Here is an 11,554-nt window from a genome sequence, read left to right on the forward strand (position 1 = left end):
CAGGGCAAGATCACGAACTGGAACCAGATCGATCCTTCATGGCCGAGTGAGCCGCTGACTCTTTTCGGCCCAGGCGCCGATTCCGGTACCTTCGACTATTTCACCGAAGCCATAGTCGGCAAATCGAAGGCCAGCCGCGGCGACTTTACCGCGAGTGAAGACGACAACGTCCTGGTGCAAGGCGTGTCGCGCGACAAGGGGGCGCTCGGCTATTTTGGTTTTGCTTATTACGTTGAAAACCAGAAAAAGCTGAATGCGGTTGCGATCGATAACGGCAAAGGCAAACCCGTGCTGCCATCGGCGGAAGCTGTCGAGAACGGCACTTACGTACCGTTGTCGCGCCCGATATTCATTTACGTGAGCGAGAAATCGCTGGCCAAGCCCGAGATCAAGGAATTCGTCCAGTACTACCTGCTGAACGCGCCGAAGCTGGTTGCCGAAGTCCAGTATGTGCCGCTTCCGCAGGCCGCGTACAAGACTGCCATGCAGCACTTGGAGCAGAAAAAGTTCGGTACCGTGTTCGGCGGCGAAGCTGATGTCGGTGTCAAGATCGACGAACTGTTGAAGCGCGAAGCCAAACTCTAATCGATATCTTCGCAGCAGCTCTCTGATTGCGTTCTCCCGTTCCTGGGTTTATCGGACCAGGAAAGGAGAACGAATCGAGGTTTGTGTAGTGCCCGTCGAGCGCGAACGGCCCTCGATCAGATTCCTAATAGCAGGATGAGCGCCGCCGCGCGTGCCCAGGATTTCCCAATGACGAATGCGCCTCAAGGCATTCAGAACGCGCGCGCCAGTCACGGCCGGATGCTCCGGGTATAATATGCCGCAAACATCCACCTATAGCTTGTCTCCGATGGCGGATCTCAGTATCCCCGCTCGATTCGCTGTGCAGAGATCGCGCAAGATTCGCGAACGAATATTCGAGTTTCTGTTACTTCTGGCCGCGGTTTCATCGGTCGCAACCACCATCGGCATCCTGTATATTCTGATCAGCGAATCGCTGGTTTTCTTCCAGAACGTTCCGCTCTCCGAATTCCTGACCGATACCCAGTGGACGCCGCTTTTCAGTAATCCGCATTACGGCATCCTGCCGCTCTTGTCCGGCACGCTCGTGAGTTCAGCCGTAGCGCTCCTGGTTGCAATCCCGCTCGGCACCATCATCGCGATTTACCTGTCCGAGTTCGCGCCGTTTTCGGTGCGCGAAGTCGCCAAACCCTTTCTGGAAATGCTCGGCAGCGTGCCGACCGTAGTCTACGGTTACTTCGCGCTGTTGTTCGTTACGCCGCTGTTGCAACAATTCATTCCCGGTTTACCGGGATTCAGCTTGCTCTCCGCGGGCCTGGTGATGGGTATCATGATCATTCCGTATGTGAGTTCCCTTTCCGAGGACGCCATGCGGGCGGTGCCGATGGCGTTGCGCGAAGGTTCGTACGCAATGGGCGCGACGCGCTTCCAGACCGCATCGCGCGTCGTCGCGCCGGCCGCCTTTTCCGGGATTGCGGCAGCCTATGTGCTCGGGGTGTCGCGAGCGGTCGGCGAGACCATGATTGTGGCCGTCGCCGCGGGTCTGCAGCCGAATCTGACCTGGAACCCCGCCGAGCCGGCCGCGACCATCACTGCCTATATCGTGCAGGTCAGCCTGGGCGACTTGCCGCACGGCAGCATCGGCTACCAGACCATATTCGCCGCAGGCCTCACCTTGATGTTGCTGACTCTGGTATTCAACATCGCCGGCCATGTTCTGCGCCGGCGCTACCGGCAGGTCTATTAATGGCAAAAGGCAATGGAAGATAGCGCGCGCATTCAGCACATGCGCACGATGATCGCCAGCCGTAAACGCTGGGATCTCGTGTTCGCTGTGATCGGCATGATCGCGCTGGCGATTGGCGTTCTGGCATTCGCGGCGCTTTTTATAGACATGTTGATAAAAGGCGCGCCGCGCCTGTCGGCGGAGTTTTTCACGTCTTTCCCTTCGCGGCGTGCGACACAAGCCGGCATCCTGTCGGCATGGGTCGGCAGCACGCTGGTCATGCTGGTGACGGCGATAGCCGCCGTGCCGCTGGGCGTCGGCGCCGGTGTTTATCTTGAAGAGTACGCCGCCAAGAACTGGTTTACCGATCTGATCGAAATCAACGTGACCAATCTGGCCGGCGTGCCTTCCATCGTTTATGGTTTGCTGGCGCTCGGGCTTTTCGTTTATCAGTTCGGCCTAGGTCAAAGCGTACTCGCCGCCGGGCTGACGCTCGCGCTCTTGATCCTGCCGGTGGTCATTGTTGCGACGCGTGAAGCGATACGCGCCATCCCGGTTGGCATTCGTGAAGGCGCTTATGCGCTCGGCGCGACCAAGTGGCAGACGACTGCCGACCATATCCTGCCGTATTCGACGCCCGGCATTCTGACCGGCGTGATCATCGGCCTGGCGCGCGCGATCGGTGAAACCGCGCCGATCATCACCATAGGCGCGTTGACCTTCATCGCGTTTCTGCCGCCATCGCCGATCGAGAGCACGTTTCCGTATGTGTCGTTCGACTGGCTGATGGCACCGTTTACCGTGATGCCGATCCAGATGTTCAACTGGACGTCGCGGCCAGAAGCGGCGTTCCAGGCGAATGCCGCAGCCGCCGGGCTGGTACTCGTCGTCATGACGCTGTCCATGAACGGACTCGCCATCTATATCCGCTATCGCTTACGAAAGAATCTCAAATGGTAGACACCGTGGTCAGCACCAAGCCGGAAACCCCCGGCAGCGCAGCCCAGTTGCAGCCCCAGCCTGCGCTCGAACGCAAGGCCGAGACCAAGGGCCTGCATTTTTATTACGGCTCGTTTCACGCGCTGAAGAACATCAATCTGACGCTTTACGACAAACAAGTCACGGCGCTGATCGGGCCATCGGGCTGCGGCAAGTCGACTTATCTGCGCTGCTTCAACCGCATGCACGATCTGTATCCGGGCAATAAATACGAGGGCCAGATCCGGCTTTATCCGGACGATACCAATCTGCTCGGGCGCGAAGTCGATCCGATAGAAGTGCGCATGCGCATCAGCATGGTGTTCCAGAAGGCGAATCCGTTTCCCAAGACGATTTACGAGAATGTCGCGTATGGTCTGCGCGTGCGCGGCGTGTCGAAGCGATCGCTGCTCGATGACAAGGTCGAGGAAGCGCTGCGCGGCGCGGCGTTGTGGGATGAGGTCAAAGGCCGCTTGAAAGAACTCGCGTTCAATTTGTCCGGCGGGCAGCAACAGCGGCTGTGCATCGCGCGCGCCCTGGCGACCGATCCCGAGATACTGCTGTTCGACGAGCCGACATCGGCGCTCGATCCGATCGCCACCGCCAGCATCGAAGAACTGATCACCGACCTGAAGAGCAAGGTGACGATATTGATCGTCACCCACAATATGCAGCAGGCAGCGCGCGTGTCCGATTTTACCGCCTACATGTACCTGGGCGAACTGATCGAGTTCGGCGTGACCGACACCATTTTCATCAAACCGAAGCACAGGCAGACTGAAGACTATATCACCGGACGGTTTGGCTGATGACGGCGGAAACCTGAGTTCGCTTACCCTTCCCTTGACGGGGAACGAGCGGGCTTGCGGCACCTCCTTCCTCTTGAGGGGGAAGGTTATGGCCGGGGTGAAAGGAGGAGACGCAGTTCGCCGAGCGGATTTCTTTCCGTATTTCCGGTTTTCTCCCTTACATCGTTTGACCGCAACACCCCCCACCAGTAAAATCACAGGGTTTTAGTGACGGTTCAGGTAATGCGCCAAAAGCTCGTCGCCGGCAATTGGAAAATGCACGGCAATCTCGGGCAGAACCGATCGCTGCTCGAAGCAGTCAGACGCAGTGTCGATGATTTCCCGGAAGTGTGTTGCGCAGTGCTGGTCCCCTATCCATATCTCGCCCAAACCCAGGAATCATTGCAGTCGACCCGGCTCCAGTGGGGCGCGCAGAACGTCAGCGAATTTGCGAGCGGCGCCTACACGGGCGAGGTTTCGGCGCGGATGCTGTGCGATTTTGGCTGCCGCTTTGCAATCGTCGGCCATTCCGAGCGCCGCGCCCTGTACGGCGAGGACAGCGGCACCGTCGCCAGAAAGTTCAAGGCAGCGCAGGCTGGCGGGCTGATCCCCATCCTGTGCGTCGGCGAGAGCCTCGACGAACGCGAAAGTAGTTTGACCGAAGACATTGTCGGCTCGCAACTCGACAGCGTTTTGAACCACTGCGGCGCGGCATCTCTGGCTGAAGCCGTCGTTGCATACGAGCCGGTCTGGGCAATCGGCACCGGAAAAACCGCGTCGCCCGCCCAGGCGCAGGCGGTGCATGCATTCATACGCGATCGCATTGCCGGTCAAGACGGTGCGATCGCGGCCGAGCTGAGAATACTTTACGGCGGCAGCGTCAAAGCGGCCAATGCGAAAGAACTTTTTGCGATGCCGGACATCGATGGCGGATTGATCGGCGGCGCCTCGCTGGCGGCTGATGAATTTCTGGCGATTTGTAATGCTGCTGCCGGGTCTAAGGATTAATTATGCAAACAGTTATTTTAGTGCTGCACGTGCTGACCGCGTTCAGCGTGATCGCTCTGGTGCTGCTCCAGCATGGCAAGGGCGCCGACATGGGCGCTGCGTTCGGCAGCGGCTCGTCGGGCAGTCTGTTTGGTTCGACCGGCTCGGCGAATTTCCTGAGCCGGGCCACGGCGGTCTTGGCGGCGCTATTCTTTATTACCAGCATGGGGCTGACCTGGCTATCGAGCCGCGGCGATGACTCGGTCGGCGTAATGGGCACCCGGCAAAGCATTCCACAGCCGGAACAACCATTGCCAACACCCTCGCCTGCGCGGAACGCGGGCAGTACCGCTGATCCTATTGCAGCGCCGGTTCCACAAGCGCCCGCATCTGCCGGCCAGGGCGAAGTCGGCGCCGATGGAGGCACAGGTGGAAATGCGGGTCGAAATCCTGCCCAGGGCAGTTCGAAATCGAACGAGATTCCGAAGTAACGGTTGTCGTCAGGCAGAACCAGCAACGCGTCGTATTTGCAGTGTTCGAAAAATGCCGATGTGGTGAAATTGGTAGACACGCCGTCTTGAGGGGGCGGTGGCGCAAGCCGTGTCAGTTCGAGTCTGATCATCGGCACCATATTCAAGGGATCGGTAGTCAGGGACCGGGCGAGCGAGCGATCCAGGTGCTACCCGATCTCCCCCGGCCTCTGATACCCGGAGCCTGCACAAATGGCAGAAAATTATTTCCCGATCCTGTTGTTCATTGTCGTCGGGCTTGCCCTCGGCGTGATTCCGCTGGTGCTCGGCAGCCTTCTTGGGCCGAACAATCCCGACAGCGAAAAACTTTCTCCGTACGAATGCGGTTTCGAGGCCTTCGAAGACGCGCGCATGAAATTTGATGTGCGTTATTACCTGGTCGCGATTCTGTTCATTCTTTTCGATCTCGAGATCGCGTTTCTTTTCCCGTGGGCGGTCGTATTCGATGAACTCGGCGTGTTCGGCTTCGTCGCCATGATGATTTTCCTGACGATACTTGTCGTCGGCTTCATCTACGAATGGAAGAAGGGCGCTCTCGAATGGGAATAGCGAGCCTGACCAACGCTGCCGCCAGTTTGTTGCCGAATTCGCGCAGCAATTCGGCACATGGCGCGAAGAGATGCACGTTGGCTCGCCGCGAGCCCTATGCGCCTGCAAGTTTGCGGCCCAATCCGCGCCGATCTGAATTCCAATGAGTATCGAAGGCATCCTCGACAAAGGTTTCGTCACCGCCAGGCTCGACGACGTGATCAACTGGACGCGCACGGGTTCGCTGTGGCCGATGACGTTCGGTCTTGCCTGTTGTGCGGTCGAGATGATGCACGCCGGCGCATCGCGCTACGATCTGGATCGCTTCGGCGTCGTGTTCCGGCCGAGCCCGCGTCAATCGGATGTGATGATCGTCGCCGGTACTCTGGTCAACAAGATGGCGCCGGCGCTGCGCAAGGTTTACGACCAGATGGCGGAGCCGCGCTGGGTGATTTCGATGGGCTCGTGCGCGAACGGCGGCGGTCCTTACCACTATTCGTATTCGGTGGTGCGCGGCTGCGACCGCATCGTTCCGGTCGATATCTATGTGCCGGGTTGTCCACCGACCGCGGAAGCCTTGCTGTTCGGCATCATACAGTTGCAGAACAAGATCAGGCGCACCCACACGATCGCGCGGCCGTGACTTCCCGCCTCGACAAGCTCGCCGCAGCGCTGCCCGTGGTGCTCGGCGAAAAGCTGATCAGCCTGGGCGACGCTGTCAACGAGATTACGATCGTCGTCACTGCCGCCGATTTGAGCGCAGTGGCCCGGATGCTGCGCGATCATCCCGAGTTGCGCTTCGAGCAACTGATCGATTTATGCGGCGTCGATTACCTGGATTACGGCGCGGGCGCGGATACGTTACCGGCGCAGCCGGCCGCTGGCGAGCAGCGCCCGCCTCCTGCCGCCCTCGCAAGCTCGCGTTCAGATAACGTATCGCGGCAGGAGAGCGCGGACCCATTACCGGCGCAGCCGGCCGGCGCGTTGACCAGCGGACGCTTCGCTGTCGTCTACCACCTGCTTTCGATCACGCACAATGTTCGCCTGCGCCTGCGCACTTTCGCGCCGGATGACACGTTTCCCGTTTTCGATTCGGCCATCGACATCTGGCCGAACGCGAACTGGTACGAGCGCGAAGCGTTCGATCTTTACGGCATCGTGTTCCAAGGTCATCCCGATCTGCGCCGGCTGCTGACCGATTACGGCTTTGTCGGTCACCCGTTCCGCAAGGATTTTCCTTTGAGCGGCAACGTCGAAATGCGCTACGACCCGGAGCAGCAGCGCGTCATCTATCAGCCGGTCACGATAGAACCGCGCGAACTTGTACCCCGCATCATCCGCGAAGACAAGTATGGCGATGTCGATGCACACAAGCGCTGATCGCATACCCGCTGACTGTACTACCGCGACTGCCTCGCCCTTGCCTGCCCCGGCAGGTATTAAGCCGGGGACAGGGGAGGGCTGGGGTGGGGGTGAACGTTACCGCTCGGCGCCATGCCCGGCTGACGCCCAATGCGGCGGCGCGCTACAGGAATTCCCTTTCCGCCGTGCCTGAGATTCGCAACTACACGATGAATTTCGGCCCGCAGCATCCCGCCGCGCACGGCGTGCTGCGGCTGGTGCTCGAGCTCGACGGTGAAGTCATTCAGCGCGCCGATCCGCACATCGGCCTCTTGCATCGCGCGACCGAGAAGCTGGCCGAACACAAACTGTATGTGCAAAACCTGCCGTACATGGATCGCCTCGATTACGTATCGATGATGTGCAACGAGCACGGCTACGTGCTCGCCGTCGAGAAGTTGCTGCGGATCGAAATCCCGATCCGAGCGCAATACATACGGGTAATGTTCGACGAAATCACGCGGTTGATGAACCATCTGATGTGGTTGGGCGCGCACGCGCTCGATATCGGCGCCATGTCGGTATTCCTGTATTGCTTCCGCGAGCGCGAAGACCTGATGGATTGCTACGAAGCGGCGTCCGGCGCGCGCATGCACGCGGCATATTATCGGCCGGGCGGCGTCTACCGCGATCTGCCGGAATTGATGCCGCAGTATCAGGCGTCGAAAATCCATGACGAAGACGAAGTCAGGAAGCTCAACGAAAGCCGGCAGGGTTCGCTGCTCGATTTCATCGAAGACTTCACCATTCGCTTCCCGAAATACATCGACGAATACGAAACACTGCTGACCGACAATCGCATCTGGAAGCAGCGCACTGTGGGCATCGGCGTGGTGTCGCCCGAGCGTGCGCTGGCGCTTGGCTTCACCGGTTGCATGTTGCGCGGCTCGGGCGTCGAATGGGATTTGCGGCGTAAACAGCCGTACGCCGTTTACGAGCGCATGGAATTCGATATTCCGATCGGCGTCAACGGCGATTGCTACGACCGCTACCTGGTCCACATCGAAGAGATGCGGCAATCGAATCGCATCATCGAACAATGCATCGCCTGGCTGCGCGAAAACCCCGGCCCGGTGATGACTGCCAACCGCAAAATCGCGCCGCCGCCGCGGCTGGCGATGAAGGAAAACATGGAAGAGCTGATCCACCATTTCAAGCTTTTCACGGAAGGTTTTCAGGTTCCGGAAGGCGAGGCTTACGCCTCGGTCGAAGCGCCGAAAGGCGAGTTCGGCGTTTACCTGATTTCGGACGGCGCGAACAAACCGTATCGGATGAAGATACGCGCGCCCGGCTTTCCGCATCTGGCGGCGCTCGATGAAATGTCGCGCGGCCACATGATTGCGGACGTCGTTGCGATCATCGCGACGCAGGATATCGTTTTCGGCGAAATCGACCGATGAATGCGGAATTCAGCGGCGTTCTATTATTGTGACATGAATGCGCCCCTCGTTCTCTCTCCCGAATCGCTGGCTGCGATCGACCGCGAGGTTGCGAAATTTCCGCCGGGCAAGCAACGCTCGGCGGTGATTGCAGCGTTGCGCATCGCGCAGCAGGAGAAACGTTGGGTGTCGAATTCGACCATGGATTTCATCGCGTACTACCTCGGCATACCGAGCATCGCGGTTTACGAAGTCGCGACATTCTACGAAATGTTCGATCTCGAGCCCCCAGGCAAATGCAAGATCACGCTATGCACGAATCTCCCGTGCGTGTTGTCCGGCGCGAATGAGGCCGCCGCGCACTTGAGGCGCAAGTTCAATATCGGTTTCGGCGAGACCAGCGCGGATGGCAAAGTCACCTTGAAGCAGGGAGAATGCTTTGGCGCATGCGGCGATGCGCCGGTCATGCTGATCGACAATCATCGTATGTGCAGCTTCATGACGCCGGAAAAAATCGATCGGTTTTTGGAGGAGATCGAATGAAGCGCAAAACAATTCGATGTATGTCGTTCCCGCGAAGCGTGTCCCGGCAGGCCGTAAGCCGGGAGCGGGAACCCAGTGATTCGCTGCAACAGACGCTGGATTCCCGCTGCCGCGGGAATGACAAGATGTTTTTGCGGGCCGTAACTTAATTCTATGTCCGAAGCGATTATTTTGGCCGGCCTCTACGGCGAGCGCGCCTGGCGCCTTGCCGATTACGAAAAGCGCGGCGGCTACGCGGCGCTGCGCAAGATACTTGCCGACAAGATGACGCCTGACGCGGTCATCAACGAAGTCAAAAAATCCGGATTGCGCGGGCGCGGCGGCGCCGGGTTTCCGACCGGTCTCAAGTGGAGCTTCATGCCGAAGGCCGCCGGCGAGAAATATCTGGTCTGCAATTCCGATGAAGGCGAGCCTGGCACATTCAAGGATCGCGACATCATGCGCTATAACCCGCACATCCTGATCGAAGGGATGGTGATCGCGGCTTATGCTATGGGCATAAAGGTCGGCTACAACTACGTGCACGGTGAAATCTGGGATGTGTATCAGCGTATGGAAGAAGCGGTTGCCGAAGCGCGCCAGGCGGGTTTTCTCGGCGACAGTATTCTTGGCTCGGATTTCGGTTTTCAGCTCTACAACACGCACGGTTACGGCGCCTATATCTGCGGTGAAGAAACCGCCTTGCTTGAATCGCTTGAGGGCAAGAAAGGATTGCCGCGCTTCAAGCCGCCGTTCCCGGCGACCTTCGGTCTGTACGGCAAACCGACGACGATCAATAATACCGAAACCTTCGCCTGCGTGCCGTGGATCATCCAGCACGGCGGCGACAAATTTCTGGCGATCGGCAAACCGAACAACGGCGGCACCAAAATCTTTTCGGTATCGGGCCACGTCACGCGGCCGGGGAATTACGAAATACCTCTCGGCACGCCGTTTGCCGTATTGCTCGACATGGCTGGCGGCATGCGCGACGGACGCCCGCTGAAAGCGTGCATTCCGGGCGGTTCGTCGATGCCTGTGCTGCCTGGCGACGTGATGCTGAAGACCGACATGGATTACGACTCGATCGCCAAAGCCGGCTCGATGCTGGGCTCGGGCGCCGTCATTATCATGGACGATACGGTATGCATGGTTCGAGCGCTCGAACGCCTGTCGTATTTTTATTACGAGGAATCGTGCGGCCAGTGCACGCCGTGCCGCGAAGGCACCGGCTGGCTGTATCGCGTCGTTCACCGCATCGAGCACGGCCAGGGCCGGCAAGCGGATCTCGATCTGCTGCTGTCGGTTGCCGACAATATTCAGGGACGCACGATTTGCGCGTTCGGCGACGCGGCGGCGCTGCCGGTGAAAAGCTTTATCCAGCATTTCCGCGCCGAGTTCCAGCATCACATCGACCATCGCGCATGCCTGGTTTCACAGGACGTGAAGGCCGCGGCATGAACGCGCCGGCACACAACCTGATCGCGCTCGAAATCGACGGCAATCCGGTCGAGGTCGCGCCGAACACGATGCTGATCGAGGCCGCCAGCCGGATCGGCATTTTCATTCCGCATTTCTGCTACCACCGCAAGCTGTCGATCGCGGCCAATTGCCGGATGTGTCTGGTGCAAGTCGAAAAAGCCCCGAAGCCGCTGCCGGCGTGCGCCACGCCGGCGACGCCGGGGATGAAGGTGCACACGCATTCCGACTACGCGGTCGACGCGCAGAAAGCGGTCATGGAATTTCTGCTGATCAACCATCCGCTCGATTGCCCGATCTGCGATCAGGGCGGCGAATGCCAGTTGCAGGATCTTGCGGTCGGCTACGGCGCCGGCAAATCGCGTTACGAAGAAGACAAGCGCGTCGTCCCGAACAAGAATCTTGGCCCCTTGATTTCGACCGACATGACGCGCTGCATACACTGCACGCGCTGCGTGCGTTTCGGTCAGGAGATCGCCGGCCGCATGGAGCTCGGCATGGCCGGGCGCGGTGAGCACGCCGAGATTCTGACCTTCGTCGAAAAGACGGTCGACGATGAGCTGTCGGGGAACATGATTGATTTGTGCCCGGTTGGCGCGCTGACGTCCAAGCCGTTCCGTTACACCGCGCGGCCATGGGAATTGTCGCGCCGCAAATCGGTTAGCCCGCATTGCGGCTTCGGCAGCAACCTGATCGTGCAGGTTCGGCAAGGCCGCGTGATGCGCGTGCTGCCGCGCGAAAACGACGAGATCAACGAGTGCTGGCTGTCGGACAAGGAGCGTTTTTCCTATGAAGGCCTGAATTCGCCGGAGCGCCTGACGCGGCCGGTGATCCGGGATGGCGAGCACTGGCGCGAGTGCGACTGGCAGCAGGCGCTGGAATTCAGCGCCGGTCAACTGAGAGCGATATGCGAGCAGCACGGGGCCGGGCAGATCGGTGCGCTGGCGAGTCCGCACCAAACGCTCGAAGAGTTGTACTTGCTGCAGAAACTGCTGCGCGGCATCGGCAGCGACAACATCGACCATCGCTTGCGACAAATCGATTTCAGCGCCGATGCCTTGCTGCAGGGCGCGCCGTGGCTGGGCCTGAAGATCGCTGATTTGGGCAGGCTGGATCGCGTGCTTGTCATCGGCAGCAATCTGACCAAGGATCATCCACTGATTGCGCATCGGCTGCGTCAGGCGGCCGGGAAAGGTGCTGCGATCAGCGTCG

Annotated in this window: 13 protein-coding genes and 1 tRNA gene; all 14 read left to right on the plus strand. The window is 59.5% G+C overall.

The window, feature by feature from the left end; genetic code table 11:
* On the plus strand, positions 1–585 hold a 585-nt coding region (locus H0V78_11085), incomplete at its 5' end, for a substrate-binding domain-containing protein (GenBank protein ID MBA2352295.1).
* A 268-nt stretch (positions 586–853) separates the two neighbouring features.
* A complete protein-coding gene (pstC, locus tag H0V78_11090) occupies positions 854–1,771 on the plus strand; it encodes a phosphate ABC transporter permease subunit PstC (protein ID MBA2352296.1) in 918 nt (305 codons plus the stop codon).
* 12 nt (positions 1,772–1,783) lie between these two features.
* Positions 1,784–2,710 carry a phosphate ABC transporter permease PstA gene (gene pstA / locus H0V78_11095; protein ID MBA2352297.1) on the plus strand — a complete coding sequence of 309 codons (927 nt, stop codon included), beginning with the start codon at positions 1,784–1,786 and terminating at the stop codon, positions 2,708–2,710.
* The gene (gene pstB, locus H0V78_11100) at positions 2,704–3,537 is read left to right on the plus strand and encodes a phosphate ABC transporter ATP-binding protein (GenBank protein MBA2352298.1); all 834 of its coding nucleotides are present in this window, start codon (positions 2,704–2,706) and stop codon (positions 3,535–3,537) included. The genes pstA and pstB overlap by 7 nt, the downstream gene beginning before the upstream one ends.
* Positions 3,538–3,759: 222 nt before the next feature.
* Positions 3,760–4,524 carry a triose-phosphate isomerase gene (locus H0V78_11105; protein ID MBA2352299.1) on the plus strand — a complete coding sequence of 255 codons (765 nt, stop codon included), beginning with the start codon at positions 3,760–3,762 and terminating at the stop codon, positions 4,522–4,524.
* Between the two features lie 2 nt (positions 4,525–4,526).
* Positions 4,527–4,994, plus strand: a complete 468-nt coding sequence (gene secG, locus H0V78_11110; GenBank protein ID MBA2352300.1) for a preprotein translocase subunit SecG — start codon at positions 4,527–4,529, stop codon at positions 4,992–4,994.
* A 54-nt stretch (positions 4,995–5,048) separates the two neighbouring features.
* Positions 5,049–5,133 (plus strand) — tRNA-Leu (locus tag H0V78_11115).
* Positions 5,134–5,225: 92 nt separating this feature from the next.
* The gene (locus H0V78_11120) at positions 5,226–5,582 is read left to right on the plus strand and encodes an NADH-quinone oxidoreductase subunit A (GenBank protein MBA2352301.1); all 357 of its coding nucleotides are present in this window, start codon (positions 5,226–5,228) and stop codon (positions 5,580–5,582) included.
* Positions 5,583–5,724: 142 nt separating this feature from the next.
* Positions 5,725–6,204, plus strand: a complete 480-nt coding sequence (locus H0V78_11125) for an NADH-quinone oxidoreductase subunit B (GenBank protein MBA2352302.1) — start codon at positions 5,725–5,727, stop codon at positions 6,202–6,204.
* A 128-nt stretch (positions 6,205–6,332) separates the two neighbouring features.
* Entirely contained in the window at positions 6,333–6,941 is a 609-nt protein-coding gene (locus H0V78_11130; GenBank protein MBA2352303.1) for an NADH-quinone oxidoreductase subunit C, read from the plus strand.
* 167 nt (positions 6,942–7,108) lie between these two features.
* Positions 7,109–8,362: an NADH-quinone oxidoreductase subunit D gene (locus tag H0V78_11135; GenBank protein ID MBA2352304.1), complete on the plus strand. Its 1,254-nt coding sequence runs from the start codon at positions 7,109–7,111 to the stop codon at positions 8,360–8,362.
* A gap of 33 nt (positions 8,363–8,395) precedes the next feature.
* A complete protein-coding gene (gene nuoE / locus H0V78_11140; protein MBA2352305.1) occupies positions 8,396–8,884 on the plus strand; it encodes an NADH-quinone oxidoreductase subunit NuoE in 489 nt (162 codons plus the stop codon).
* Positions 8,885–9,037: 153 nt separating this feature from the next.
* Positions 9,038–10,324: an NADH-quinone oxidoreductase subunit NuoF gene (gene nuoF / locus H0V78_11145; protein MBA2352306.1), complete on the plus strand. Its 1,287-nt coding sequence runs from the start codon at positions 9,038–9,040 to the stop codon at positions 10,322–10,324.
* Positions 10,325–10,341: 17 nt separating this feature from the next.
* The coding region (gene nuoG / locus H0V78_11150; GenBank protein ID MBA2352307.1) for an NADH-quinone oxidoreductase subunit NuoG at positions 10,342–11,554 on the plus strand (1,213 nt) is incomplete at its 3' end.

This window comes from Burkholderiales bacterium (assembly GCA_013695435.1).
GTDB lineage: Bacteria > Pseudomonadota > Gammaproteobacteria > Burkholderiales > JACMKV01 > JACMKV01.

Bases quoted from the DNA above. Each gene is read 5' to 3' on its own strand.
- pstC (MBA2352296.1), top strand. From the start codon at position 854: ATGGCGGATCTCAGTATCCCCGCTCGATTCGCTGTGCAGAGATCGCGC.
- pstA (MBA2352297.1), top strand. From the start codon at position 1,784: ATGGAAGATAGCGCGCGCATTCAGCACATGCGCACGATGATCGCCAGC.
- pstB (MBA2352298.1), top strand. From the start codon at position 2,704: ATGGTAGACACCGTGGTCAGCACCAAGCCGGAAACCCCCGGCAGCGCA.
- H0V78_11105 (MBA2352299.1), top strand. From the start codon at position 3,760: ATGCGCCAAAAGCTCGTCGCCGGCAATTGGAAAATGCACGGCAATCTC.
- secG (MBA2352300.1), top strand. From the start codon at position 4,527: ATGCAAACAGTTATTTTAGTGCTGCACGTGCTGACCGCGTTCAGCGTG.
- H0V78_11120 (MBA2352301.1), top strand. From the start codon at position 5,226: ATGGCAGAAAATTATTTCCCGATCCTGTTGTTCATTGTCGTCGGGCTT.
- H0V78_11125 (MBA2352302.1), top strand. From the start codon at position 5,725: ATGAGTATCGAAGGCATCCTCGACAAAGGTTTCGTCACCGCCAGGCTC.
- H0V78_11130 (MBA2352303.1), top strand. From the start codon at position 6,333: ATGCTGCGCGATCATCCCGAGTTGCGCTTCGAGCAACTGATCGATTTA.
- nuoE (MBA2352305.1), top strand. From the start codon at position 8,396: ATGAATGCGCCCCTCGTTCTCTCTCCCGAATCGCTGGCTGCGATCGAC.
- nuoF (MBA2352306.1), top strand. From the start codon at position 9,038: ATGTCCGAAGCGATTATTTTGGCCGGCCTCTACGGCGAGCGCGCCTGG.